This is a genomic window from Stackebrandtia nassauensis DSM 44728 (assembly GCF_000024545.1).
GTDB lineage: Bacteria > Actinomycetota > Actinomycetes > Mycobacteriales > Micromonosporaceae > Stackebrandtia > Stackebrandtia nassauensis.
Map to the genome: position 1 here is coordinate 3,486,665 of NC_013947.1, position 23,892 is coordinate 3,510,556.

The 23,892-nt window shown below is 70.5% G+C and carries 23 protein-coding genes and 1 pseudogene; 14 read left to right on the forward strand and 10 right to left on the reverse strand.

Annotated elements, in window-relative coordinates; genetic code table 11:
* The first annotated feature begins 39 nt into the window (after positions 1-39).
* Genes moaA through SNAS_RS16275 form a run of 3 tightly spaced genes read left to right on the forward strand, consistent with a single transcriptional unit; the run spans position 40 to position 2,321 of the window.
* Positions 40-1,083 carry a GTP 3',8-cyclase MoaA gene (gene moaA, locus SNAS_RS16265; protein WP_013018538.1) on the forward strand — a complete coding sequence of 348 codons (1,044 nt, stop codon included), beginning with the start codon at positions 40-42 and terminating at the stop codon, positions 1,081-1,083.
* A gap of 29 nt (positions 1,084-1,112) precedes the next feature.
* Complete coding sequence (gene moaC / locus SNAS_RS16270) at positions 1,113-1,613, forward strand: cyclic pyranopterin monophosphate synthase MoaC (RefSeq protein ID WP_013018539.1); 501 nt, start codon at positions 1,113-1,115, stop codon at positions 1,611-1,613.
* 24 nt (positions 1,614-1,637) lie between these two features.
* Positions 1,638-2,321, forward strand: coding sequence for a molybdenum cofactor biosynthesis protein MoaE (locus tag SNAS_RS16275; RefSeq protein WP_013018540.1), 684 nt, complete (start codon positions 1,638-1,640; stop codon positions 2,319-2,321).
* Positions 2,322-2,324: 3 nt separating this feature from the next.
* Here SNAS_RS16275 and SNAS_RS16280 read toward each other — a convergent pair whose 3' ends face one another.
* A complete protein-coding gene (locus tag SNAS_RS16280) occupies positions 2,325-3,002 on the reverse strand; it encodes a pentapeptide repeat-containing protein (RefSeq protein ID WP_013018541.1) in 678 nt (225 codons plus the stop codon).
* A 73-nt stretch (positions 3,003-3,075) separates the two neighbouring features.
* Here SNAS_RS16280 and SNAS_RS16285 point away from each other — a divergent pair, with 73 nt between their 5' ends.
* Positions 3,076-3,642: a VanZ family protein gene (locus SNAS_RS16285; protein WP_013018542.1), complete on the forward strand. Its 567-nt coding sequence runs from the start codon at positions 3,076-3,078 to the stop codon at positions 3,640-3,642.
* Here the strand turns inward: SNAS_RS16285 and SNAS_RS16290 are convergent.
* Genes SNAS_RS16290 through SNAS_RS35775 form a run of 3 tightly spaced genes read right to left on the reverse strand, consistent with a single transcriptional unit; the run spans position 3,611 to position 6,002 of the window.
* Complete coding sequence (locus tag SNAS_RS16290) at positions 3,611-4,774, reverse strand: alpha/beta fold hydrolase (protein ID WP_013018543.1); 1,164 nt, start codon at positions 4,772-4,774, stop codon at positions 3,611-3,613. The genes SNAS_RS16285 and SNAS_RS16290 overlap by 32 nt on opposite strands.
* Positions 4,771-5,517 carry an SDR family oxidoreductase gene (locus SNAS_RS16295; RefSeq protein WP_013018544.1) on the reverse strand — a complete coding sequence of 249 codons (747 nt, stop codon included), beginning with the start codon at positions 5,515-5,517 and terminating at the stop codon, positions 4,771-4,773. The genes SNAS_RS16290 and SNAS_RS16295 overlap by 4 nt, the downstream gene beginning before the upstream one ends.
* Entirely contained in the window at positions 5,499-6,002 is a 504-nt protein-coding gene (locus SNAS_RS35775; RefSeq protein ID WP_169313888.1) for a hypothetical protein, read from the reverse strand. Before SNAS_RS35775 ends, SNAS_RS16295 begins: the two co-directional genes overlap by 19 nt.
* Between SNAS_RS35775 and SNAS_RS35780 the strand changes: the two genes are divergently transcribed.
* On the forward strand, positions 5,977-7,074 hold the full coding sequence (locus tag SNAS_RS35780) for a hypothetical protein (protein ID WP_169313889.1): 1,098 nt from the start codon (positions 5,977-5,979) through the stop codon (positions 7,072-7,074). The genes SNAS_RS35775 and SNAS_RS35780 overlap by 26 nt on opposite strands.
* A 106-nt stretch (positions 7,075-7,180) precedes the next feature.
* On the opposite strand, the gene SNAS_RS16310 is transcribed toward SNAS_RS35780, so the two are convergent.
* The gene (locus SNAS_RS16310; protein WP_013018545.1) at positions 7,181-9,388 is read right to left on the reverse strand and encodes an HAD-IA family hydrolase; all 2,208 of its coding nucleotides are present in this window, start codon (positions 9,386-9,388) and stop codon (positions 7,181-7,183) included.
* A gap of 58 nt (positions 9,389-9,446) precedes the next feature.
* On the opposite strand from SNAS_RS16310, the gene SNAS_RS16315 reads away from it, so the two are divergent.
* Positions 9,447-10,649: an ROK family protein gene (locus tag SNAS_RS16315; RefSeq protein WP_052305290.1), complete on the forward strand. Its 1,203-nt coding sequence runs from the start codon at positions 9,447-9,449 to the stop codon at positions 10,647-10,649.
* Positions 10,646-11,902 (forward strand): FtsK/SpoIIIE domain-containing protein, encoded by a 1,257-nt coding sequence (locus tag SNAS_RS16320; RefSeq protein ID WP_041624956.1) that lies wholly within the window; start codon positions 10,646-10,648, stop codon positions 11,900-11,902. The genes SNAS_RS16315 and SNAS_RS16320 overlap by 4 nt, the downstream gene beginning before the upstream one ends.
* Here SNAS_RS16320 and SNAS_RS16325 read toward each other — a convergent pair.
* Positions 11,874-13,022 carry an EstA family serine hydrolase gene (locus SNAS_RS16325; RefSeq protein ID WP_013018547.1) on the reverse strand — a complete coding sequence of 383 codons (1,149 nt, stop codon included), beginning with the start codon at positions 13,020-13,022 and terminating at the stop codon, positions 11,874-11,876. The two genes, SNAS_RS16320 and SNAS_RS16325, sit on opposite strands and share 29 nt — an antisense overlap.
* Before the next feature lie 153 nt (positions 13,023-13,175).
* On the opposite strand from SNAS_RS16325, the gene sigJ reads away from it, so the two are divergent.
* The 4 genes from sigJ to SNAS_RS37650 all read left to right on the forward strand — a co-directional run bounded on the left by sigJ (position 13,176) and on the right by SNAS_RS37650 (position 16,820).
* On the forward strand, positions 13,176-14,054 hold the full coding sequence (sigJ, locus tag SNAS_RS16330; RefSeq protein WP_013018549.1) for an RNA polymerase sigma factor SigJ: 879 nt from the start codon (positions 13,176-13,178) through the stop codon (positions 14,052-14,054).
* 11 nt (positions 14,055-14,065) lie between these two features.
* A complete protein-coding gene (locus SNAS_RS16335; protein ID WP_013018550.1) occupies positions 14,066-15,091 on the forward strand; it encodes an RNA polymerase subunit sigma-70 in 1,026 nt (341 codons plus the stop codon).
* A gap of 65 nt (positions 15,092-15,156) precedes the next feature.
* Positions 15,157-15,960, forward strand: a complete 804-nt coding sequence (locus SNAS_RS16340; protein WP_013018551.1) for an SDR family NAD(P)-dependent oxidoreductase — start codon at positions 15,157-15,159, stop codon at positions 15,958-15,960.
* A gap of 59 nt (positions 15,961-16,019) precedes the next feature.
* On the forward strand, positions 16,020-16,820 hold the full coding sequence (locus SNAS_RS37650; RefSeq protein ID WP_083787352.1) for an SDR family NAD(P)-dependent oxidoreductase: 801 nt from the start codon (positions 16,020-16,022) through the stop codon (positions 16,818-16,820).
* Here the strand turns inward: SNAS_RS37650 and proC are convergent.
* The 4 genes and pseudogenes from proC to SNAS_RS16360 form a co-directional block, all read right to left on the reverse strand.
* Positions 16,821-17,624 (reverse strand): annotated as a pseudogene (gene proC / locus SNAS_RS37655) (pyrroline-5-carboxylate reductase); the annotation flags it as partial.
* Positions 17,625-17,637: 13 nt separating this feature from the next.
* Positions 17,638-18,828 (reverse strand): ornithine--oxo-acid transaminase, encoded by a 1,191-nt coding sequence (gene rocD, locus SNAS_RS16350; protein WP_013018553.1) that lies wholly within the window; start codon positions 18,826-18,828, stop codon positions 17,638-17,640.
* Positions 18,829-18,909: 81 nt separating this feature from the next.
* Positions 18,910-19,377 carry a GNAT family N-acetyltransferase gene (locus SNAS_RS16355; RefSeq protein ID WP_144300519.1) on the reverse strand — a complete coding sequence of 156 codons (468 nt, stop codon included), beginning with the start codon at positions 19,375-19,377 and terminating at the stop codon, positions 18,910-18,912.
* Between the two features lie 20 nt (positions 19,378-19,397).
* Positions 19,398-20,381 (reverse strand): aldo/keto reductase, encoded by a 984-nt coding sequence (locus SNAS_RS16360; protein ID WP_013018555.1) that lies wholly within the window; start codon positions 20,379-20,381, stop codon positions 19,398-19,400.
* Between the two features lie 83 nt (positions 20,382-20,464).
* Between SNAS_RS16360 and pdxR the strand changes: the two genes are divergently transcribed.
* The 3 genes from pdxR (at position 20,465) to SNAS_RS16375 (ending at position 23,846) form a co-directional block, all read left to right on the forward strand.
* On the forward strand, positions 20,465-21,877 hold the full coding sequence (pdxR, locus tag SNAS_RS16365) for a MocR-like pyridoxine biosynthesis transcription factor PdxR (protein WP_013018556.1): 1,413 nt from the start codon (positions 20,465-20,467) through the stop codon (positions 21,875-21,877).
* A gap of 71 nt (positions 21,878-21,948) precedes the next feature.
* Positions 21,949-22,731 (forward strand): creatininase family protein, encoded by a 783-nt coding sequence (locus tag SNAS_RS16370; protein ID WP_013018557.1) that lies wholly within the window; start codon positions 21,949-21,951, stop codon positions 22,729-22,731.
* Positions 22,728-23,846, forward strand: a complete 1,119-nt coding sequence (locus tag SNAS_RS16375; RefSeq protein ID WP_013018558.1) for a mandelate racemase/muconate lactonizing enzyme family protein — start codon at positions 22,728-22,730, stop codon at positions 23,844-23,846. The genes SNAS_RS16370 and SNAS_RS16375 overlap by 4 nt, the downstream gene beginning before the upstream one ends.
* Positions 23,847-23,892 lie beyond the last annotated feature (46 nt).

The window sequence follows — 23,892 nt, forward strand, 5'->3', positions numbered from 1 at the left end:
GGTCGCTTCACTATCGACCCCCGGTACCGGAGGCGACGCATGGCCACATCGGATCCACTCCCCACCACCGTAACCGACGCCCTCGGCCGCCCGATGGGCTCGCTGCGCGTCTCGGTCACCGACCGCTGCAATCTGCGGTGCCGTTACTGCATGCCCGAAGAGGAATACGCCTGGCTGTCGTCGACCGACATCCTCAGCTTCGACGAACTGACCACAGTGGCCTCGGCCTTCACCGAGCTCGGAGTGGACAAGATCCGCCTGACCGGCGGCGAACCGCTGCTGCGTCCCGGTCTCGACGAACTCATCGGCAAGCTCGCCACCGACGAGCGGATCACCGACATCGCCCTGACCACCAACGGCATCCTGTTGTCCGGCAAGGCTTCCGGGCTGCGTGAGGCCGGGCTGGGACGCGTCACCGTCAGCCTCGACACCCTCGACGCCGCCCGGTTCCGGGAACTGTCGCGTCGCGGCACCCATGACGCGGCGCTGGCGGGCATCGCCACCGCCGCCGAGGTCTTCGGCTCGCTCAAGATCGACACCGTCGTCATGCGCGGCTTCAACGACGACGAACTCGTCGACCTCATCGAGTACGGCAAGACCGTGTCGGCGGAGGTGCGGTTCATCGAGTACATGGACGTCGGCGGCGCCACCGGCTGGACCGAGCAGCAGGTCTACTCCCGGGCCCGGATCATCGAGGACCTGACCGCCCACTACGGACACGTCACCCCGCTGGCGAAGCACGACACCGCACCGGCGGACCAGTTCGCGCTGCCCGACGGCACCGTCTTCGGCATCATCTCCTCCACCACGCAACCGTTCTGCGGCGCTTGCGACCGCAGCCGCCTCACCGCCGACGGCATGTGGCTGCGCTGCCTGTACGCGCGCACCGGCACCGACCTGCGCGGGCCGCTGCGGCGCGGCGCCGACCGCGACGAACTGGCCGCCCTCATCGCGGACATCTGGCGCCGCCGCCGCGACCAGGGCGCCGTCCACCGGCTCGACGACGACAGCCGCACCGTGTTCGTCGGCCTGGAGAACCTGAAACGCGACCCGCACCTGGAAATGCACACCCGCGGCGGCTGAGTCCGCTCCCCCACCGACAAGGAGTTCGCATGACCGGTGATTCGCCGAGCGGATTGACCCACATCGACAGTCGCGGCAACGCCCGGATGGTCGACGTGTCCGCCAAACCCGCCACCCCGCGCCGCGCCACCGCCCAGGGCTCCGTCCGCATGCGACCCGCCACACTGGAGCTGATCACCGGCGGCGAGGTCGGCAAGGGCGATGTGCTGGGCGTGGCCCGGGTGGCCGCGATCATGGCGGCCAAACGCACCGGCGAGCTGATCCCGCTGTGCCACCCGCTCGGGCTCGACAGCGTCACCGTCGACTTCTCCCCCGCGCCGCCCGACCGGATCCTCATCTCGGCGACCGCCGCCCTCGTCGGCCGCACCGGGGTGGAGATGGAAGCCCTCACCGCCGTGTCGATCGCCGCGCTGACCATCTACGACATGTGCAAGGCCGCCGACAAGGAGATGGTCATCGGCGAGTCCTGGCTGGCCGCCAAGACCGGCGGCCGCAGCGGCGACTTCCGGCACCCGTCCCCACCCGCCTGACCCCACGAGCAAAGGACCGATCCCATGAAGATCAACGTGTTCTACTTCGGATACATCCGCGAGCGGATCACCCACCGGCGCAGCGAGGAACTCGACATCCCCGACGACACCACCATGCGCGGCCTGTTCGAGACCCTGTGCGCCAACTACCCGGGGCTGGACAAGTTGACCGCCCACATGCGAATCGCGCTCAACGAGAACCTCAGCTGTCCCGAGGAGCGGCTCAGCAACGGCGACGAGGTGGCGCTGATCCCGCCCGTGGCGGGCGGCTCCGACCGCTACTGCCGGGTCACCGACGAACAACTGGACCTGAACGAGATCGTCGACGCCGTCAGCGGTCCCAGCCGGGGCGGCATCGTCACCTTCATCGGCAAGGTCCGCGACAACTCCGACGGCAAGAAGGTCACCGCCATCGAGTACGAGGCGTACCGGTCGATGGCCATCAGCAGTCTCACCGACATCATCACCCGCTGCGAGGCCGTCGCCGAGGACGTCCGCGTCGCCGTGGCCCACCGCACCGGCATCCTCGACGTCGGCGAGACCGTCGTCATCATCGCCGCCGCCGGGCCGCACCGCGCCGAAGCCTTCCAGGCGGCCCGCAGCTGCGCCGAACTCATGAAATGGGAGACCACCATCTGGCGCAAGGAGATCCGCCCCGACGGCGAGGAGTGGATCGGCGTCCCGTGCGACCTCGACATCCCGGCGTGAGCGCTAGTTCCCGGTCGGCGAGTACTCCACGGTGATGCCGAGGCTGGCGGCCATGCTGAACGTCAACGGCAGCAGGTCGCCACTGGCGACGGTGGCGCCGCGCAGCGCCTCGACCCCGGTGACGTCCTCCAGCACGCAACCCTCCAGCCGGACGTTGTCCATCGTGGCGTGATGCAGCCGGGCGCCGGTCAGGTCGCAGTTGGTGAAGCGCACGCTGGTCAGTTCGGCGTTGGTGAGGTCGACGCCGGTCAGGCGGCAGCCGTCGAAAACGACGTGCCGCAGCCGCGAGAACCGCAAGCCCGCCAGGTCCATCCGGCACCCGGTGAAGGTGACGTCCTTGACGACGCCGTTGTTCCACTGCCAGCCGGTCATGCGCATCGTCGCGAACGACGACCGTTGCAGGCCGCAGTCGGAGGCGTGGGTGTTGGCCAGGTTGCCGTCCTCGAAGACGCAGTTGCGCCAGGCGCCCTTCGTCCACCGCCCACCCGACAGGTCCACACGCGACAGCCGGGTGGCCTCGACGGTGAAGCCCTCCGCCTCGGCGTCGGACGCGTCGGCGCCGGTGAACGTCAGCTGCCACCATTCCGCGTCGTCGACGAGCGGGTGCTCGTCGACGTCGGCTTCGGTACCGGAGGCGGGCAGTTGCGGTGCTGCCGGTTTGGCGGCGGGCGTGGCGGCCACGGGACCTGCTTTCTGTCGTCAACAGTGCGCTGGGCCGTACCGTATCGTTTCGCTGTGACACCACGGAGGACGCATGCTCAAGGGATGGTACGGCTGGTTCGGCACCTTCACCGGCGTCTCGGCCCTCACCGTGCTCGCGTTGCCGCTGTGCGGGCTGCTGGTGTGGGTGCTGGCCCGTCGTCGTAGCGCCAACGGCGACCCGTCGGCGTGGCGACGGTCGCTGGCCGAGGTCGGCATCGTTTACGGGACGGTGCCGTGGGTGTGGATGATCATGTTGCCCGGCAGCCAGGTCGGCACCGTCTCGGATCGGGTGCACCTGGTTCCGGTGCTGGATCTGCTGGAGATCTTCGAGGACGGGCCGCTGCGGGCCACGGGTCAGATCGTCGGCAACCTGCTGGTGTTCACGGCACTGGGTTTTTTCGCCCCGATACGGTTCGCGGCCTTGGCGTCGCTGCCACGGATCCTGTTGCTGGCGGCGGGTTGTTCGGTGCTGGTCGAGGTCGCGCAGTACGTGCTGCGCCTGGACCGGGTGACCTCGGTGGACGATGTGCTGCTCAACGCCGCCGGTGCCGGGCTGGCCGCGTTGGCGTCGCGCCGCTGGTGGTGCTCTAGGTCGCTTCCCCGCCTCGCACCAGGCTGAAGAAGGCGCGCAGCTCGGCGACGAACGATTCGGGCTGTTCGAAGGCGGCGAAGTGTCCGCCGCGCGATGGCTCACCCCAGTACCGGATGTCGGTGAACCGCCGCTTGGCCCAGCGCCGGGACGGGTGCGGCAGCTCGGCGGGGAACACCGAGCAGCCGGCCGGAACCGCGATGGTGTCCGGTGTGGACTCGGTGAACCAGCTCTGGATGGTGCGGATGCTCTCCCAGTACAGCCGCGCGGCCGAGGCTCCGGTGCCGGGCAGCCAATACAGCATGATGTTGTCCAGCACCTCGTCGCGGGACAGTACCGAGTGGAGGTCGCCGTCGTGGTCGGTCCACTCCCACAGCTTCTCCACCAGCCACGCGCACAGGGCCACCGGCGAGTCCACCAGTCCGTATCCGATGGTCTGCGGGCGGGTGGACTGCTGGACGCTGTAGCCGTCTCCGGTGGCCTGGCGGGTCTTGAGCCGTGCGAGCGCGTCGCGTTCGGCATCGGTGAAAGTGTCCGAAGTGTCCGGTGCGGCCAGTGGCGGCACCAGGTGTATCCCGGTGAGGAGTTCGGGGTGGCGCAGCGCCAGCAGGGTGCTGATGCTGGTGCCCCAGTCCGATCCGGCGGCGCCGAAGCGGCGGTAGCCCAGCCTGGCCATGAGCTCGGCCCAGGTGTCGGCGATCCTCTCGACTCCCCAGCCGGTGCGCGGCGGTTTGTCGCTGAAGCCGTAGCCCGGCAGCGAGGGGCACACGACGTGGAAGGCGTCGGCGGCCCGGCCGCCGTGGGCGACGGGGTCGGTGAGCGGTCCGAGCACCTTGGTGAACTCGACGACGGAGCCGGGCCAGCCGTGGGTGAGGATCAGCGGCATCGCGTCGGGGTGCGGCGAGCGAGCGTGTATGAAGTGGATGCCCAGTCCATCTACTGTGGTGCGATATTGCGGCCAGGTGTTGAGCCGGGCTTGCCGGGTGGGCCAGTGGTACTGCTCGGCCCAGTACTCGCACAGGCTCCGCAGGTAGTCCAGCGGTACGCCCTGACTCCAGTCGTCGACCGTCTCGGGCTCGGGCCAGCGGGTCGCCCGCAGCCGGTCGCGCAGGTCGTCGAGGACCGCCGGTGCCGTGTCCACCCGGAATGGAGTGACGCTCATGGGATGGTGTGCCCTCCGTTGACGGTGATGCGTTGTCCGGTCACGAATCCCGCCGCGTCCGAGGCGAGGTACGACACGGCGGCGGCGACATCGTCGGGTACGCCAAGTCGCCCCAGCGGCACGTCGTCTCGGTACTCCTCCAGGTCCGCGGCCGGTGCGTCGGCGTGACGCTCCACCGGGATCCAGCCCGGGGCCACCATGTTGACGGTGATTCCCGACGGCCCCAGTTCCCGTGCCCAGGAGCGGGTCAGTCCCAGTTGGGCGCCCTTGGCGGCGACGTAGGCCGACATGCCGGGCAGCGCGCGTTCGAAGATGTCGGAGCCGATCTGAATGACCCGCCCCCGCCCGGCCTCACGCATCGCGGGGAGCACGGCGCGCAGCAGCAGCGTCGGGCTCTTCACGAAGAACAGCAACTGATCCAGGTGCGCCTGCCAGGTCAGGTCGGCCACGGCGGTGGCGGGCTGCGGGCCGGTGGCGTTGGTGACCAGCACGCCGACGGGACCGAGCTCGCGGGTGATCCGGTCGACGAGGACGGTCACGGCCGTCTCGTCGGTGACGTCTGCCCCGAAAGCCGCCGCGACACCACCGTCAGCCCGAATGGCGTCGACGACCCCGTCGGCGAGCGCGGCACCGGAGCGATAGTTGACGGCCACGGCCCAGCCGTCGGCGGCCAGGCGTCGGGCGATGGCGGCGCCGAGGCCGCGCGAGGCGCCGGTGACGAGCGCTACGCCGGGACTGTCCATGGTGAACTCCTGTGGGTGCGTGACAGGGCCAGCAACATCACCAGCAAGACGCCGGGCAGCACGAATCCCACCCGCAGACTCACGGCGGAGCCTACAACGGCGAGCAGGCTGGGGGCGGCGATTATGGCCGTACCGGAGGCCAACGCCCCCAACGCGGCCGAGCGGCTGGGCGACAGTCCGGGTGCGGCGGTGAGCCGGGCGAGGGTGATCGGGTAAAGCACAGCGATGCCCAGACCGGCGACGGCCAGACCGACGGCCACCGGCCAGGGATCCTGGGCGAGACACACGATGCCGGTACCGGCGATGGCGGTCAGGCACGCGACCGGCACGGTCGCGGGGCGGGCGGCGACACGCGGCGCGGCCAGTCGGCCCGCGGCCATGCCGACGAGGAACGCGGCGCTCAACGCGGCGGCGGTGGTGGCCGAGGCACCGCTGTCGCGCAGCCGGGCCGCGCCCCAGATGGTGAAGCAGAACTCGCTGGCCACGGCCAACACGATGCACAGCCAGCCGCTGGCCACCATCCTGGGCGACGCCCGCCGAGCGTCGGTCCCCGCGTCGAGGTGGGACGGCTCCGCGCAGCGCGAAGCCGCGGGTCCCCAGCTGGCCCGCGACCCCGTCGCGGCCGACGGCTTCGCGCTGCGGAAGGCCCCAGGTATCCAGCGGGCCCGTGACCCCGTCGCCGCTGACAGCACCTTGCTGCGGAAAGCCGCAGGTGTCCGGCTGGGCCGAGTCCCCGTCTCCGCTGATGGCTTCGCGCAGCGCGAGGCCCCAGATGTCGAGCTGGCCCGTGACCCCGTCGCCGCTGGCGGCTTCGCGCCGCGCGAAGCTGCGGGAGTCCAGGTGGGCCGAGTCCCCGTCTCCGCTGATGGCTCCGCGCAGCGCGAGGCCCCAGATGTCGAGCTGGCCCGTGACCCCGTCGCCGCTGGCGGCTTCGCGCCGCGCGAAGCTGCGGGAGTCCAGGTGGGCCGAGTCCCCGTCGCCACTGATGGCTCCGCGCAGCGCGAGGCCCCAGATGTCGAGCTGGCCCGTGACCCCGTCGCCGCTGGCGGCTTCGCGCCGCGCGAAGCTGCGGGAGTCCAGGTGGGCCGAGTCCCCGTGTCGGCCGACGGCTCCGCGCAGCGGGAGGCCGCCGCCACGACCAGGGCCGGGATCGGTGCCAGCAGCGCGAGCCTGCCGGGCAGCCCCATGTCGCGCACCACCGCGACCAGCAGCGGCGCGGTGATGCTGGCGCAGCTGGAGGCGGCGATGACCCGCGTGAGCCTGGCGGCCACCGCTTGGCCGCGCAGCAGCGCCGGGGTGGCCAGGACGATTCCGGCGCCACCGATCCCGATGAGCAACACGCCCACAGCCGCGCCCCACATCGACGGCACCGCGGCCGCGACCCCGGCTCCCGCCGCCGCAGCGGCGGCAGCGACCCGCAGCACGATCGCGACCCGAGCCTGCTGGAACACCAACGCCGCCACCGCGACCACGACGAGGCCGACGCCGAAGACCGACGACAGCCAGCCGACCTGCTCGCGGGTCTTGTGCAGCTCGGCGGCCAGCAGCAGCACGTAGGGGCCCAGCGCGGCCAGCAGGAACCCCAGCGACGCCTGCGCCAGTCCGGTGGGCAGGTCGTTGGCCGGCGACGCGGGTGCTCTGGCGATCCTTACAGTGTGGACGGTCACTGTGGCTCGTCCACGAGAACGATCGCCTGCTGGGCGGCGAGACTGGCCGGGCACGGTCGCCGGTGGGTCATCGTGACGGTGGGGTCGTCGGTGTCGAAGACCGTTGTCCCCGTTGGCATCGGCACCGGCACGGGCTCGTCGGTCAGGTTGGCCAGCACCCGCAGGTGTCCCCGGCGGTAGCCGGTCAGCCGCCCCGCAGGGGCGGGGGTGATCGCAGGTTCGTCGACGTCGGTCAGCAGGACTCGCCGGGCCGACAGCAGTCGGCGCAGCGCACTCAGATGCGAGGTGGGGTCGGGTCGCTGCGCCGCCACGGTGTCGGCCGGTCGCCGTCCGCCCAGCGGCAGCCACGGGGTGCCGGTGGTGAAACCGAGGCCGAGCCCGTCGTCCCATGGCATGGGGGTGCGGGCCACGTCGCGGCCCTGGTCGGGCTGTGACAGCGCCAGCGGGTCGGCCCCGTGTCCATCGGGGACGGTGCCGTTGGGCAGCCCCAGTTCCTCGCCCTGGTAGATCCACATGGTGCCGGGCAGGAAGGCCATCAGCGCGTGCATCGCCAGCGAGCGGCGGCGTCCGACGGGCCCGCCGCCGTAGCGGGTCGCGGCCCGGGCGCGGTCGTGGTTGCCCTGTGCCCACGACAACCGGGGTGAGGCCGACGCGGCCGAGATGATCATGTCATTGACGCGCCCCGGATCCCAGTCGCTCTCCAGTAGACCGAACCAGAACGCGGAGTGCAGTCGCTCGTCGGCGACGTAGTCGGCCAGCGCGTGCGGGTCCAGTTCGTAGATCTCGCCGACGAGGAAGCCGTCGTGGCGGTCGGCCACGCGGCGCCAGCGTTCGTGGATGGTGTGGACGCTCGGCTGGTGGATGTCGTAGCGGTGGTCCTGGCCGCGCCACGCGAGGGTGGCGCCGTTGACCGGCGACAGCGTCCCGTCGGGCAGCACGGGATTGTCCGGCAGTTCCGGGTGCTTGACGAGGTACGCGGCGGTGTCGATGCGGAAGCCGTCGAGCCCTCGGGTGAACCAGTGGTCGAGGACGGCGTCGATCTCGTCGGCGACCTTCGGGTTGTGCCAGTTCAGGTCCGGCTGCTGCGGGCTGAACAGGTGCAGGTAGTACTGCCCGGTCGCGGGGCTTCGGGTCCAGGCCGGACCGCCGAAGTGGGACAGCCAGTTGTTGGGTGGCCCGCCGTCGGGGGCCGGGTCGCGCCAGATGTAGTAGTCGCGGTAGGGGCTGTCCAGTGTGGCTTCGGCGTCGCGGAACCAGGGGTGCTGGTCGCTGGTGTGGTTGACGACCAGGTCCCCCATCACGCGCAGTCCGCGTCGGTGCGCCTGTCGCAGCAGCTCGTCGAGGGCGTCGCCGCCGCCGAAGGCCGGGGCGACGCGCAGGTAGTCGGCGATGTCGTAGCCGTGGTCGCGCATGGGGGACACGAAGAACGGCGTCAGCCACACGACGTCGACGCCGAGCTCGACGAGGTGGTCGAGGCGACGGGTGACGCCCGGCAGGTCGCCCCAGCCGTCGCCGTCGGTGTCGTGAAAGGACGGCAGGTACACCTGGTAGCCGACGGTGTCGGTCCACCAGTCGCGGGTCTTGCGGGATCGGGCCAACAGCCACGCGAGCTGGTTCAGGTCGGTCAGCTCCAGGTCGGCGGGCAGCCCGCGCAGCGACGCGGTGTGGGCGCCCGCGCGCCGTCCCGCCTCCAGGCCGGGCAGCGAATCCTCCACCACCAGGCAGGTCGCCGGGTCGACGCCCAGCTTCGCCGCCGCCGACAGGTAGCCCTCCGGGTCCGGCTTGCCGTGGCGGACGTCGTCCAATGTCACCAGTACCGGCGGGGTAATCCCCGCCGCCGCCAGCCGGGCGTGGGCCAGTTTCCGGTCGGCGCTGGTCACCACGCCCCAGGGAAGCCCGAGCCGTTCCGCGAGGGACAGCAGTTCCGACGCTCCCGGGGTCGCGACCACGTCGGACAGGTCCTCGTACTGCAAGGCCATCTGCCGGTCGGCGGCGACGGCGACCTGCGCGTCGGACAACTGTGGACACAGTCGCCGGACCGTGGCCTCGGCGGTGGGGCCGTGCACCGACTCGACCGCTTGTTCCGGGTCGACACCGTATTCGGCGCTCCATGACCGCCAGGCGCGTTCCACGGCGGCGTCGGAGTCGACCAGGGTGCCGTCCATGTCCAGCAGGATCGCCGCGACCTTGTCCAGAAACAACATGCCATCACCTCGACAATGAATAAACTCGGAGTCCGAGTATAATAGAATGGTTCGCGACATGCCATCCACCAAAGACTCAGCCGCCTCCCGGCCCCGCCGTGGCGAAGCCGCGCGCTGGCAGACCGCCGTCGACGTGCTGCGGCTCGTGCGCCGCCAGCCCGGCATCACCCGGGCCGCCGCCGCCCAGACCCTGCGGCTGAGCAGCAGCTCGGCCACCGAGGTCACCACCCGGCTGCGGCAGCTCCACCTCGTCGAGGAGACCGTCGCCGCCACCACCGGCCGCGGCCGGCCCACCGGCGCGTTGCGCGCCAACCCCGACGGCCCCACCGTCGCCGTCGTCAACATCCGGCACGAGGACTTCCAGATCGCCGTCGTCGACCTGGACGGCACCATCGTCGAGACGCACCAGGGCCGCCACACCGGCGACGATCCGGCGGGGCTCATCGCGCGGCTGCGCACCGACCTTCGCGAGGTGCGCGACGACTACGGCTTCCGGTTGCGTGCCGTGTCCATCGTCGTGGCGGGCACGGTCAGCTCCGGCCGCCTGGTGCAGGCCAGCACTTTGGACTGGCACGACGTCGACCTGGGGGCGCTGGACGACGGCCACCAGCCGAGGCTGCCGATCCTCATGGGCAACGACGCCACCCTCGCGGGGGTCGCCGAAGCGCGCCGAGGCAGCGGCCGCGACTCGCGCACCATGCTGTATCTGACCATTGAGGTCGGTGTGGGAGGTGTGCTCATCGACAACGGCGTCCCGGCCGCCGGAGCCACCGGGGCCGGTGGCGAGTTCGGGCACCTGCCCTTCGGTGACCGGGACCTGGCCTGCCCCTGCGGGGCCCGGGGCTGCTGGGACCTGGAGGTCGACGGCCGCGCCATGGCCCGGCACCGGGGTGACCGTCCACCCCACGACCCCCGCAGCTACGCCGTCGAGGCGATGACCCGCGCCGACGGCGATCCGGCCACCACGGCGGCGGTGCGGCGCTGCGCCACCGCGTTCGGCAGCGGCGTCGCCGGACTGGTCAACGCGCTCGACCCCGACACCGTCGTCCTGGGTGGACTCGCTCCCCAACTGCGGCAACTGTTCCCCGACGCCGTCGCCGAGGGCTTCGACTCGGGGCTGATGGTGTTCCGCCGCGCGTCTCCCCCACCGCTGCTGGCCACCTCGCTCGGTGCCCAGGCGGCGGTCCTCGGTGCCGCCGAGGTCGCGTTCGACGCGATCCTCACCGCCACCGGGCTGGCCGAATGGGCGGCCCAGCCATGAAATCCGTCGACGATCTACTACGCGCACTGCCGATCCGGGGCATCAAGGTCCGCGCCGGGTCCTACGGCAACTGCGGCGGCGTCATCTGGGCGACGGTCGACCTCGAACCCGGCCACACCGACGGTGTCGAGGTGATCGGCACCGAAGCCGAACTGCCCGACTGGTTCGAGGACTTTCCCGACGAGCTCCAGGAGTGCGTGGACAACATCGCGAATGGCGCCAGAACCGAGTTCCGCGACCGGTTCGGCACTGAGCCCGCCGTGCGGCTCGTGCTGCGCAGGGTCATGTACAACCCGGTCGACATCATCATGGTCATCGGCCGAAGCGCGGGCAAACGCGTTGTCACCCAGGCGATCAAGCTGACGACCCTGCGCGCCGGGCTGGAACCGCACGACGAGACCGAGCCCGTGCCCTCCGATGAGGACGTCCAGTCGTCGTACGAACCGATCGATCAGGGACGGTGGCGGGCCAAGCTCTGGGAACAGCGACTGCGAGCCCCGATCGGGTTGACCGACACGGGCAGCCCCCTGGAGCTTGACCTCAAGGACCACTTCCACAACGGCATCGGGCCGCACGGCATGCTCATCGGCGCTCCCGGGTCGGGGATGCCGGAAGCCTTGCGCGCCATCGTAACCAGCCTGGCCCGGTCACACACGCCCGAGGAACTCAACCTCATGCTGGTGGACTTCGACGACGGAGACGGCTTCGACAGGTTCGGGCGTCTGCTCCACACCAGATTCGTCGTCAAGGATCTACGGGGGCAGCCGTCCCTGCTGGACTGGCTCGAGCACGCGATCGTCACCGAGCTGGACTACCGGCGCCGACTGCTCAACGAGGCCGACGGCGTCGACACCCACTCCCAGTACGAGCGGGCCCGGCAGAGCGGTGATCCCCTCACCCCACTACCGAGCCTGCTGGTCGTCGTCAACGGGTTCTCCGACCTGATCGGTGCGGCACCGGACTTCCTCAGCACGCTCATCCACATCGGACGTCTGGGTCGCAAGCTGGGTGTCCACCTGCTGGTGGCCACCCAGCACCTCGCCGAAGCCCGGGTGCGTGGCCTGGACGGGTTCCTGTCCTACCGGATCGCCATGCGAACCGATACGGCGACCGAGTCCCGGGGAGTGATCGGGGTACCCGACGCCTACGACCTGCCCGACGCCCCAGGCCACGCCTACCTCAAAGTCGGCACCGACGCGCTGATCCGTTTCCAGTTCGGACGGATCAGGCAGCCTTACCCGTTCGGCGACTGACAGCGGCGCGATGCACGGCGGCGACCAGCCGGTCGTGTTCCGGATAGCTCCAGTTGAACGAGAACCGGCGCCGCGTGTAACCGAAGGCGATACCCGTGATCGGGTCCGCGAACGCCTCCGAACCCGCCGACCCGGCGTGGCCGAACGCGCGAGCGCTGAGGAACGGGTACTGCTGCCCCTTGGCCTCGAACCCGAGACCGAAGGCCGATGACGCACCCCGGACGAGGTCACCGCCGATCGTGTGGATCGTCGCGAACTCGGTGGCGGTCGCGGCCGTCAGCAACGGGTCCCGGCCATGGAGGCCGAAAGCCGCCGCCGCGTACATTCCCGCCAGGCCGCGCGCACTGCCGACCCCGCCGCCGGAAGCCTGACCCCGTTCCCGGACCCGGCGGGTGTTGGCGAAGGCCACCTGGTCCAGAGGCGGATCGGTGTTGAGGCCGTAGGCGACGCCCAGCAGGCTGTTGGGCCCGGGAACGTTCGCCCAGAACGCTGCCTGTTCCTCCGGTGTGGCCAGGCTGGCCAGGATCGTGCGGTACCGGTCCTCGCGATCCTCGGGCAGTCCAAGGTAGACGTCCAGGTCGAAGGGCTCACGGACCCGTTCGGTGAAGTGCGCCTGGAGGGTGCGTCCGGTGATCCGACGGATGACCTCGCCGACGACCGCGAAGGTCACGAAGCCGCCGTATCCGTATGCCATGCCCGGCCGCCAGTGCGGGGCCTGGGCCGCCAGCCGCTGAGCGATCACCGCGTCGTCGGCCAGCTCGTCCGCCGACAGTCCATCATCGACGCCGATGATTCCCGAGCGGTGCGACAGCACGTCGCGCAGGGTGATGCGGTCCTTCCCGGCCGCGCCGAACTCCGGCCAGCAGTCGACGATCGGCCGGTCGAGGTCCAGCACGCCGTCCTGTGTCAACAGCGCGGCCACCAGGCTCGCCGCGCCCTTCGTGGACGAGTAGATCCCGGTGAGGGTGTCGCCGGTGACGTCCTCGCCGGTCCACAGGTCCACGACGCGTCGATCATGGACATACGCCGCCAGTTGCGTCCCCGCTTCCTCGGCCACGGCGGCGAACTCCTCGCGCACCGCCTCAAAGCCCTCGGCCACGGTTCCGTGTACTTCGGTCATCGCATTGCTCCGTTCGTCAGGTTGTTGATCTCGCCGGACTTGACGAACCCCGTCTGGACGTTGTGACCGTGGCGTTTGCCACAACCGGGCGCGGTCACATTCGTCGGGTTTCCCCCGTCAATGCGGGAGATCATCGTGACGAGAGGAGTGACCGTGACCGAGCAGCGCTACCTGGCCGACCGGTTCCAGGAACACCGCACCCACCTCAAGGCCGTGGCCTATCGCATGCTCGGCTCCCTCAGCGAGGCCGAGGACGCCGTCCAGGAGGCCTGGCTGCGGCTGGCCCGCTCCGACGACGGGGCCATCGACAACCTCGGCGGCTGGCTGACCACGGTCGTGGGCCGCGTCTGCCTCGACATGCTGCGCTCCCGCCGTTCCCGGCGCGAGACACCACTGGAGACCCGGCTGCCCGACCCCGTCGTCACCGACCCGGCCGCCGACCCCGAACACGCCGCGCTCATCGCCGATTCCGTCGGGCTGGCGCTGCTGGTGGTCCTGGAATCACTCACCCCGGCCGAACGGCTGGCCTTCGTCCTGCACGACCTGTTCGGGCTTCCGTTCGACGAGATCGCCCCGATCGTCGACCGCACCCCCGCCGCGACCCGCAAGCTCGCCAGCCGCGCCCGCGGTCGCGTCCGGGCCTCGGCGCCCAAGCCCGACCCTGATCGCGCCGCCCAGCGCCGCGCGGTCGACGCCTTCCTGTCCGCCGCCCGCGAGGGCGACTTCGCCGCGCTGGTGTCCATTCTCGACCCCGACGTGGTGTTGCGCGGCGACACCGGCGCCCTGCCCGACGTGGTGGTGCTGCGCGGCCGCGACGCCGTCGCGGGTCAGCTGGAGACGTTCCACCGCATGGCCGCCATCGCCATCACCCGGCCGGCCCTGGTCAACGGCACCGAGGGCCAGCTCAACTTCGTCGACGGCGAACTCTTCTCGATCATGAGCTTCTCCGTCGTGGACGGCAGGATCACCGAGATCGACATCCTGTCCGACGCCGAGCGACTATCCACACTTGACCTCACCAATCTGGACTAACCTCGCTGTTGATGACAAGCGAAACCAGTGCGGCGGTCGCGGCCGCCCAGGCCGGTGACGAAGCCGAGTTCGGCAGGCTCGCCCAGCGGTACCGTCCCGAGTTGCAGGCGCACTGCTACCGGATGCTGGGCTCGGTCGACGAGTCGCAGGACCTGGTGCAGGAGACCTACCTGCGCGCCTGGCGCTACCGCACCTCCTACCAGGGACGCTCCACGTTCCGGGCCTGGCTGTACCGGATCGCGACGAACGTGTGCCTGGACGCGCTGTCCCGGCACGCCCCGGCACGCCAACAGGCCATAGGCGAAGCCGCGGCACCCGCCGTCGCGGTCCCGTGGCTGCGGCCCTACCCCGACAGGGCCCTGGAGATGCTCAAGTCCGGCGAACTCGAACCCGACGCGGCCGCCGTGTCCCGCGAAACCCTCGAGCTGGCCTTCATAGCGGCACTGCAATACCTACCCGCCCGGCAGCGGGCGGCGCTGGTCCTGCGCGACGTGCTCGACTGGTCCGCGAAGGACACCGCCTCGGCGCTGGAGACGACCGTCGCGTCGGCCAACAGCGCACTGCAACGCGCCCGCGCCACGCTCAAGACCCAGCTGCCCCGGCAACGCGGCGAATGGGCCCGCACCACCGAACTGAGCGCCACCGACCGCGACCTGCTGCACCGCTACATGGACGCGCTGGAACGCGCCGACACCCAGGCGGTGGCGGCACTGCTGGCCGCCGACGCCCGCGTCAGTCACCAGGGCGGTGCCGGAGGCAACCTCAGCCCCGAACCGGTCTGGTACCAGGGCCGCGACACGATCATGGCCGCGTGGGCCCCGATCCTGGAGGTCGCCGACGCACCCGACATGCGGCTGCTGGCCACCAGCGCCAACCGTCAGCCCGCCGTGGCCAGCTACATCCGCACGGGCGACGACCCGCTGTTCCAGGCGTTCGCGCTGACCGTGCTGCGCATCGAGGACGGCTACGTCCAGGAGGTCACCACCTTCGGCACCGACTGCTTCGCGGCCTTCGACCTGCCGATGACTTCGCCGTAGGAGCGATGAGTTTTTCCCCAGGGACCGGTCTCAGTCGCGAACGGTCCAACAACCAGGAGGAAGACATGTTGCTCAACGGAAAGAACGCGGTCGTCTACGGAGCGGGCGGAGCCGTCGGCAGCGCGGTGGCCCGCGCCTTCGCCAGGGAGGGAGCCCGCGTGTTCCTGACCGGCCGCACACTGAAGCCGCTGGAGGCCCTCGCGACGGAGCTGCGAGACTCCGGAGCCCAGGCCGAGGCCGCGCGAGTCGACGCACTCGACGAGGACGCGGTGGACGCGCACGCTGAGCAGGTGGTGTCGAGCGCCGGAAGCCTCGACGTCTCCTTCAACGGCGTCGGCATCGACAACGGCGACCAGGGCGTGCCGCTGGTGGAGATTTCCGCCGACGTGTTCGGCACCCCGATCCGCGACTACACCCGCACCCACTTCATCACCGCCCGCGCCGCGGCCCTGCGCATGATGAAACAGAAATCCGGCGTGATCCTCCCGCTGTCGGGCCCCATGGCCCGCTCGGCCGCCGCCTTCAGCGGAAGCTTCGGCCTGGCACACGCCGCCATCGAATCCCTGTCCCGTCAACTGGCCGCTGAGCTTGGGCCGCACGGGATCCGGGTGGTGTGCATCCGCCCCACCGGCATGCGCGAGACCGCCGAACAGCTCGGCTCCCACGTCGGCCAGGTGTGGCAGCGCGCCGCGGAGCGGCTGGGCCTGCCGTTCGAGGAACTGCTGACGATGGTCTCGTCGGGCAGTCCGCTGGAGCGTGCGCTGGCGGTCAACGAGGTCGCCGAGGTCGCGGCGTTCATGGCCAGCGACCGGGCCAGCGCGATGACCGCGACCACCGCGAACGTGACCCTGGGATCGGTGATCGACTGAGTAGCCTCGGGGTCGCACCTACCGAGTCATCGTGACTCCACGACCGAAAGGGAATCCCCATGCGACGGTTTGACGGCAAGGTCGCGTTCCTCACCGGCGCCGCCCACGGCATCGGTTACGCGTGCGCGAAACGGTTGTCCGCTGAGGGCGCGCGGGTCGTGGTCGCCGATATCGACGCCGAGGCCGCCAAGCGCGCCGCCCGGGAGTTGGACGGTTTGGCGGTGGCGTGTGACGTCCGGGACCGTGCCTCGGTCGAGGCCGCGGTGGCGGCGGCCGTCGACGCGTTCGGGCGGCTGGACGTGCTGGTCAACAACGTCGGTATCGCCAGCGGACTGGCGTTCGCCGATCTGGACGACGACGAGTGGCAGCGCATCGTTGATCCGACCCTGGTGGGCGCGATGCGTTGTGTCCGTGCGTGTCTGGAGTGGTTGCTGGCCGCGCCGGATGGCGGGGCGGTGGTGTCGATCGCGTCGGTCAACGGGATGGGCGCCGTGGGTGAGGTCCCGTATTCGGCCGCCAAGGCGGGGTTGATCAGCGCCAGCACCAACCTGGCCGTCCAGTATGGGCGGCGCGCCCGGGGCGCCCGCGACGCGGAGGCCGGGTGGGTGCGGTTCAACGTGGTCGCGCCCGGCACCATCCGCACTCGGGTGTGGACGGACAACGGTCCCGAGCAGGCCGCGCAGCTGGAGCGGTTGAAGGACCTGTATCCGGCCGGTCGGGTCGGTGAGCCCGAGGACGTGGCCGCCGCCGTGGCGTTTTTGGCGGCACCGGAGGCCGAGTGGATCACCGGCGTGACGTTGCCCGTCGACGGCGGGCTCATGGTCGGGCCCGCCGCGACGGCGACGATTCTCGACCGCTAAGTCGGCGTCCTCGGCGATCTGGCGGCCCCGGTCGCGGGCGGCCTCGACGGCGTCGGCGATCGCCGAGCGCACCCGGTGCCGTTCCAGTTCGCGGACCGCGTTGATCGTGGTACCGGCCGGGGAGGTGACGGTCTCACGCAGGCTGACCGGGTGGTCGCCGGTGTCGCGCCGCATCGCCGCCGCGCCCACGATGGTCTGCACGATCAGCTCGTGGGCGTCGGCGCGCGGCAGTCCCAAAAGGATCGCCGCGTCGGTCATGGACTCCACCAGGTAGTAGAAGTACGCCGGGCCGGAGCCCGACAGCGCGGTGACGGCGTCCTGGTGGTGCTCGGCCAGTCGCAGCGTCTTTCCCAACGGACGGAACAGTTCCTCGGCGACGTCGAGGTCGCGTTGCCCGGCGTGGCTGCCCGCCGACAGCACCGTGATGGCCTCGGCGACCAGTGCCGGGGTGTTCGTCATCGCCCGCACCACCGGGATGCTGTCGGGTAGCCGCTTCTCGAAGAACGCCGTCGGCAGGCCCGCGCACAGCGACACGACCAGCTGGCCGTCCTTGACGTGCGGGCTGAGCGACTCCAGCAGGGTGGCGGCGTCCTGCGGTTTCACGGCCACCGCGATGATGTCGGCGGCCTGCGCGGCCGCGGCGGTGTCCAGGACCCGCACGCCGAGTTCGGCGTGTATCGCCTCGCCGTGTTCGCGGCGGCGCACCGTGGCGATCAGATCGTCCGGTGACCACCCCGCCCGGCACAGTCCGGCCAGGACTGTCTGTCCGATCTTTCCGGCGCCGAGTACCGCGACCGTGGTCATGGGACCTCCTCGATCAGTTCAGGGCTTGCATCATGACGTCTACAGCATGATCGATCTCGTGCGGCTCGATCACCAAGGGTGGCGCGATGCGCACGGTGGTGTCGTGGGTCTCCTTGCACAGGACGCCCGCGGCGGCCATGCGTTCGCACACGGTTCGCGCCGGTGGCGCGGCCGCCGACAGTTCCACCCCGGCCCACAGTCCGCACACCCGGGTCTCGGCGACGAGCGTGGGGTCGAGCCGGTCCAGCGCCGAGACCAGGTGCTTTTCCAGGTCGCGGGCGCGCTGCTGCCATTCGCCGGTGGCCAGCATCGCCACGACCTCGCGGGCGACCGCGCTGGCCAGCGGGTTGCCGCCGAAGGTGGAGCCGTGCTGTCCGGGCGCGAACACGTCCATGACCGCGCGGTCGGCCACCATCGCCGACACCGGGATGATGCCGCCGCCCAGCGCCTTGCCCAGCAGGTAGATGTCGGGGCGCACGCCTTCGCGCTGGCACGCGAAGGTGTGGCCGGTGCGGCCCAGTCCGGTTTGGATCTCGTCGGCGATCAGCAGCATGTCGTTGCTGTCGCACAGTTGCCGCAGCCGGGGCAGCCAGCCCTTGGGCGGCACGATGACCCCGGCCTCGCCCTGCACCGGTTCCACGAGGATGGCGACGGTGTCGGGGGTGATGGCGGCTTCGAGGGCGTCGGCGTCGCCGTAGGGCACGATGTCGAATCCGGGGGCGAACGGACCGAAGTCGGCTCGGGCGGTCTCGTCGGTGGAGAACCCGACGATGGTGGTGGTGCGGCCGTGGAAGTTGCCGTCGAACACGATGATGCGGGCGCGATCGGCGGCGACGCCCTTGCGAGTGTAGCCCCATTTGCGGGCGGTCTTGATGCCGGTCTCGACGGCTTCGGCGCCGGTGTTCATCGGCAGGACAGCGTCCATTTCGGCCAGTGCCGCCAGTTCGGCGATGAACGGCCCGAGCTGGTCGTTGTGGAACGCCCGCGACGTGAGCGTCAACCGGTCGAGCTGGGCCTTGGCGGCGGCCACCAGGCGGGGATGCCGGTGTCCGAAGTTCATCGCCGAGTACGCCGACAGCAGGTCGAGGTAGCGGTTGCCGTCGGTGTCGCTGACCCAGGCGCCCTCGCCGTGGCTGAGCACCACTGGCAGTGGGTGGTAGTTGTGGGCGCCGTGGGCGGCTTCGAGGTCGATGTACCCGGTCATGCTTCTCCCAACGTGGACGACGGCGCCTTGTGGGCGCGGTGATCTTGGCGGAACGAGTGCGACCAGAGTACGTGCGCCGGTTCAGTCGTTCGTATCCCCCACGGTGAAGGCGCACAGGGTTTCGGCCGGTTCGCCGGGGAACACGGTGATGTCGCGCAGCGGCGTGAATCCCGCGCCGGTCAGCATGCGCACGGCCGACAGGTCGTCGGCCGCCGGGCTGGAGATGACGCGGGTGGCGTCGGGGTGTGCCGTCAGCACGACCTGGCGCAGGTACTGCCGCAGCAGCGCCGCGTGGTCCCCGACGCCGGGATCGCCGACGATGACGTCGATCCCGATCGCGTCGGGTTCGCCGGTGGCCAGGCTGTACTCGCGGTGGTCGCCGACGCGGTAATGCCAGGCGAAACCGCAGGGGTGTCCGTCGGCGAGGATGAGGGTCAGGTGGTTGGGGTGCTCGCCGCGGATCCAGGGCAGGTACTTGTCCCTGGCGGCGGCCAGATCGAACCCGGCCGGAAGCCACCTGACCACATCGGACAGGTCGGCTTCGGCCATGGGACGAAACGCGAACGCCGTCACCAGGCCCACGCCTCGGGAGACGGCCCGCCCGACCCGATCGGCGGGAACAGCTCGTCCAGGCGGACCTCGACCTCGGCGTCGACGGTCACGTCCAGTGCCGACAGTGCACTGTCGAGTTGCTCCGTGGTTCGCGGTCCGATGATCGGGGCGGTGACTCCCGGACGCGACAGCAGCCAGGCGATACCCAGCGCCGCGGGGTCGGTGCCGATGTCGGCGCACAGTTTCTCGTAGCCGTCGATGCTGTCGCGGTGCTGGCGCATCAGCTCGGCGCGGTCGTTGTCGCCCCGCACCGAGGTCCGGGCGGCCTGTTTGGCGAGCACCCCGGCCAGCAGTCCACTCTCCAGCGGCGACCACGGGACGATGCCGATGCCGTAGTGCGTCGCGGCCGGGATGACGTCCAGTTCGGGGTGCCGGGTGATCAGGTTGTAGCGACACTGCTCGGACACCAGGCCCAGGAAATGCCGCCGGTTCGCCGCTTCCTGGGCGGCGGCCAGGTGCCAACCGGCGAAGTTGGACGAACCCGCGTACCGGATCTTGCCCTGGGCGACCAGGGTTTCCATCGCCTGCCAGATCTCGTCCCAGGTGACGTCGCGGTCGACGTGGTGCATCTGGAAGACGTCGATCCAGTCGGTGCGCAACCGCCGCAGCGACGCCTCGCACGAGGCGATGATGTGGCGGGCCGACAGCCTGCCCTCGTTGGGCCACTGGCTCATCGGGGTGTAGACCTTCGTCGCCAGCACCACCTTGTCCCTGGCCGACTCGCGCTGGTCGAACCACTGGCCGATGATCTGCTCGGTGACGCCCTCGCCGCGACGTCCACCGTAGGAGTTGGAGGTGTCGAAGTAGTTGAACCCGGTCTCCAGCGCCCGGTCCATGATCGCGTGACTGTCCTCGACGGAGGTGTGCGGTCCGAAGTTCATGGTGCCCAGGCAAAGCCGCGAAACCGACAGGCCACAACGGCCGAGTTTGGTGTATTCCATGCCGCCACGGTATTGACCGATCCGGTCCAGTGACAGGTCCAGTCGCTGGCACGAAAACTGGTCCAGTTGTAGGGTCGGTTCCCATGCCCGACCCCTGGTACGCGATACGTGAGCTGCTGTTGGCCGACGACGCCGTCGACCACGGCAAGCGCGGCCGCCGCACCGAACGCGCACTGCGCGAGGCGATCCGTTCCGGCCGCGTCCCACCCGGGACCCGACTGCCGTCGTCGCGGGACCTGGCCCGGCAACTGGACGTCGCCCGGGGCACCGTCACCGCCGCCTACCGGCAGCTGACGGCCGAGGGATACGTGAGCACGCGCCCCGGTTCGGGTACCTACGTCGCCGCCTCGTCCGGCCCCGGCCCGGTGGCCGAGCCCGCCGCCGCGCCGACGCGGTACCCGGCGTTCGAGTTCGACCTGCGCACCGGCATCCCCGCGCTGTCGGACTTCCCGCGCACCGCGTGGCTGGCGGCCACCAAACGCGCCCTGGCGGAACTGCCGGACGCGGCACTGGCCTACCCCGACACCGCTGGCCTGCCGTCGTTGCGGCAAGAACTGACCGCGTACCTGGGTCGGGTGCGCGCGGTGACCACCACGGCCGACGGCGTGCTCGTCACCCACGGCGCCGCCGAAGCGCTAGCGTTGCTGGCCCGGGCGCTGCGCGACGCCGGTCATCGCCGCATCGCGGTGGAGGACCCCTGCTACCCCGGCCAGGTCGAGTTGCTGTCGGGCAACGGCCTGGAACCGGTACCGGTACCGGTCGACGACGCCGGGCTCGACGTGGAAGCGTTGCGGCGCACCGGTTGCCGGGCCGTGGTGATCACCGCCGCGCACCAGTATCCGCTGGGGGTGGTGCTCCAACCGCGACGTCGGCTCGCGCTGCTGGAGTGGGCGGCGGACAACGACGCCCTGATCGTCGAGGACGACTACGACGCCGAGCACCGCTACGACCGCCCCGCCGTGGCCGCGCTCCAGGGGCTCGCCCCGACCCGGGTGGCGTACATCGGCACCACCAGCAAGACCCTGGCCCCGGGGCTGCGGTTGGGATGGCTGGTCGCCCCGGCCCGGTTCCACCGGGACGTGTTGCGCGGCAAGGACGTCCTCAACCGTGGCGGCAGCGTCATCGAGCACGCCGCCTTCGCCACGTTCCTGCGGCACGGCGGCTACGACCGGCATCTGGGCCGCACCCGCCGCATGTACCGGCAGCGGCGCGACGCCCTCGTCGAAGCCCTCGCCACCCGACTCCCCCACTGGCGGCCCACCGGCGTGGCCGCCGGACTGCACGTCGTGGTGCGACTGCCGCCGAACACATCGGACTCCACATTGGCCGCAAGGCTCGCCGACGCCGGTGTCAACGTGATCGCCCTGTCGCGCTACATGCGCACCGACACCCTCCCGTTCCCCGGCCTGGTCATCGCGTACGCGGCGACCACACCCGACCGGTTGCGTGCGGCGGTCGACCGGATGGCGCAGGTCACAACCACCTCCGTTCCATGATCGGTAAGGTGCAGGGGTCATGTCACGACTGACACACCGTGACGTCGCGAACGCGTAGGGAGTGACCACCCATGCCCCCGGATTTCCTGCGGTTGGCCGCGATCGATCGTGGACAGGTCGCCAGGATCGCGCCCGAAGCCGTGCTGGTGCTGCCGATCGGCGCCATCGAACAACACGGTCCGTCGCTGCCGCTGGGCACCGACGCGGCATTGGCCGAAGCCGTCGCCGAGGCGGGAATCGAGGCCAGCGCGACGTCGCGGCCGTTGGTACTGGCACCGACCATCCCGTACGGCAACTCGATTCATCACCTGTTCGCGTGTGCCGGATCGGTGTCGTCGCGGACGCTTCAGCTGGTGTTGGCCGACCTGATCGATTCCTTCGTGCGCAGCGGGTTTCGCCGCATCTTCATCCTCAACGGACACGGCGGCAACGACGAGTGCGTGCACCTGGCGGTCAAGGACGCCGTCAACCGGCATCCGGTGGTACTGGGGGCGGCCAGCTACTGGACGCTCGTTCCCGACGGGATCTTCCCGGCCGATCAGGTGCCGGGGCACGCGGGCGCGTTCGAGGCTTCGCTGCTGATGGCCGCCCGCGCCGACCTGCTGCCACCCGATGCCGCGGCCGGTGGCCCGCCGGGATCGTCCATGGTGCACACCGGAGATTTTGGCCCCGGCGTAACCGTCGTGCGCGCCGGAGACTGGGCCACGTCGGGCGGCTTCACCGACGACCCCGCTAAAGCGGACATCGAAGCCGGTCGCGAATGCCTGCGAGCCCTGGGGCAGCGACTGGGCCAGGCGCTGGACCGGTTCGCCGACGTATCGCTGCCGGATGACGACCAGGCGGGATCCTCATGATCATTGACGGCATCGACGTGTGGGTCGTCAACGTGCCCTACCGGTCGGCCTTCGTCAGCTCGTTCGAGGTCCGACGCGGCACCACCCGGACCGTGGTGCGCCTGCGCACCGACACCGGGCTGGTCGGGTGGGGCGAGACCATGCACGGCGATCCCGTCGCGGCCCTGACCAGGAAACTGTTCGACACGTACCGAGGCCGCAGCCCCTACGACGTCGAAGCCGTCGCGGCCGAACTGGCGATGGTGCCGTTCTTCTACGGCTACCTCGGCTACGCCGCACTCGCCGGTCTGGAGATGGCCTGCCATGACCTGATGGCCAAAGCCGCCGGGCAACCCCTGCATCGGCTGATCGGCGGCGGAATGACCGACCGGATAGCACTGACCTATGTACTCACGCCTCCGGAGGATACCGGCGCGGCCACCGCCGACGCCATCGCCGACGAGGCCGCCGACGCCGTCACGCGGGGCTACCGGGCGCTGAAGCTCAAGGGCAGCCACGACCCGGCGATCGACCTGGGATACCTGGAGGCCATCCGCGAGCGGCTACCCGACCTCGCGCTGCGGGTCGACCCCAACGGACACTGGCCGCTGGCGCGCACGCTCCAGTACGCCCGCCGCATCGAGGAGCTGCGGCTGGAGTACCTGGAGGACCCATGCCCCGACCTGGCCACGATGGCGCAGGTTCGCGAGCGGGTGCGCGTCCCGTTGTGCACCAACATGTGCGTGGTCCGGTTCGAGGACGTCGTCCCGGCGATCGAGCTGGGCGCCGTCGACGTGGTGCACGGCGACGTCTTCAAATGGGGCGGCATCGCGCCGACCAAGCGGCTGGCCGGGATCTGCGCCACCACCGGCTGGGGCATGAACCTGCACAGCGGCGGCGAGCTCGGGCTGGCCACGGCGGCGCACCTGCAGGTCGCGGCGGCGACCCCGCAGATCAGCTATCCGATCGATACCGTCTACTACCTGTTCGAGGACGACATCCTCAGCTCCACGCTGCCCATCGTCGATGGCGAGCTGGCCGTGCCCGACGGCCCCGGTCTCGGTGTCGAGCCCGATCTCGACAAACTCGCGCACTTCGCCAGCCTCCACTCTGAACAAGGTGATCTGTTGCTGTAGAGGGGTTTCGTGGACAATCTCGACGTGCCTGACGCTCGTATGCGGT

Bases quoted from the DNA above. Each gene is read 5' to 3' on its own strand.
- SNAS_RS16360 (WP_013018555.1), bottom strand. From the start codon at position 20,381: ATGGAATACACCAAACTCGGCCGTTGTGGCCTGTCGGTTTCGCGGCTT.
- SNAS_RS16335 (WP_013018550.1), top strand. From the start codon at position 14,066: ATGACAAGCGAAACCAGTGCGGCGGTCGCGGCCGCCCAGGCCGGTGAC.
- SNAS_RS16375 (WP_013018558.1), top strand. From the start codon at position 22,728: ATGATCATTGACGGCATCGACGTGTGGGTCGTCAACGTGCCCTACCGG.
- SNAS_RS16325 (WP_013018547.1), bottom strand. From the start codon at position 13,022: ATGACCGAAGTACACGGAACCGTGGCCGAGGGCTTTGAGGCGGTGCGC.
- rocD (WP_013018553.1), bottom strand. From the start codon at position 18,828: ATGACCGGGTACATCGACCTCGAAGCCGCCCACGGCGCCCACAACTAC.
- SNAS_RS16285 (WP_013018542.1), top strand. From the start codon at position 3,076: ATGCTCAAGGGATGGTACGGCTGGTTCGGCACCTTCACCGGCGTCTCG.
- SNAS_RS37650 (WP_083787352.1), top strand. From the start codon at position 16,020: ATGCGACGGTTTGACGGCAAGGTCGCGTTCCTCACCGGCGCCGCCCAC.
- SNAS_RS16290 (WP_013018543.1), bottom strand. From the start codon at position 4,774: ATGAGCGTCACTCCATTCCGGGTGGACACGGCACCGGCGGTCCTCGAC.
- pdxR (WP_013018556.1), top strand. From the start codon at position 20,465: ATGCCCGACCCCTGGTACGCGATACGTGAGCTGCTGTTGGCCGACGAC.
- SNAS_RS16340 (WP_013018551.1), top strand. From the start codon at position 15,157: ATGTTGCTCAACGGAAAGAACGCGGTCGTCTACGGAGCGGGCGGAGCC.
- moaC (WP_013018539.1), top strand. From the start codon at position 1,113: ATGACCGGTGATTCGCCGAGCGGATTGACCCACATCGACAGTCGCGGC.
- SNAS_RS35780 (WP_169313889.1), top strand. From the start codon at position 5,977: ATGGTGAAGCAGAACTCGCTGGCCACGGCCAACACGATGCACAGCCAG.
- SNAS_RS16370 (WP_013018557.1), top strand. From the start codon at position 21,949: ATGCCCCCGGATTTCCTGCGGTTGGCCGCGATCGATCGTGGACAGGTC.
- SNAS_RS16315 (WP_052305290.1), top strand. From the start codon at position 9,447: ATGCCATCCACCAAAGACTCAGCCGCCTCCCGGCCCCGCCGTGGCGAA.
- SNAS_RS16275 (WP_013018540.1), top strand. From the start codon at position 1,638: ATGAAGATCAACGTGTTCTACTTCGGATACATCCGCGAGCGGATCACC.
- SNAS_RS16310 (WP_013018545.1), bottom strand. From the start codon at position 9,388: ATGTTGTTTCTGGACAAGGTCGCGGCGATCCTGCTGGACATGGACGGC.
- SNAS_RS16320 (WP_041624956.1), top strand. From the start codon at position 10,646: ATGAAATCCGTCGACGATCTACTACGCGCACTGCCGATCCGGGGCATC.
- SNAS_RS16355 (WP_144300519.1), bottom strand. From the start codon at position 19,377: ATGGCCGAAGCCGACCTGTCCGATGTGGTCAGGTGGCTTCCGGCCGGG.
- moaA (WP_013018538.1), top strand. From the start codon at position 40: ATGGCCACATCGGATCCACTCCCCACCACCGTAACCGACGCCCTCGGC.
- SNAS_RS16295 (WP_013018544.1), bottom strand. From the start codon at position 5,517: ATGGACAGTCCCGGCGTAGCGCTCGTCACCGGCGCCTCGCGCGGCCTC.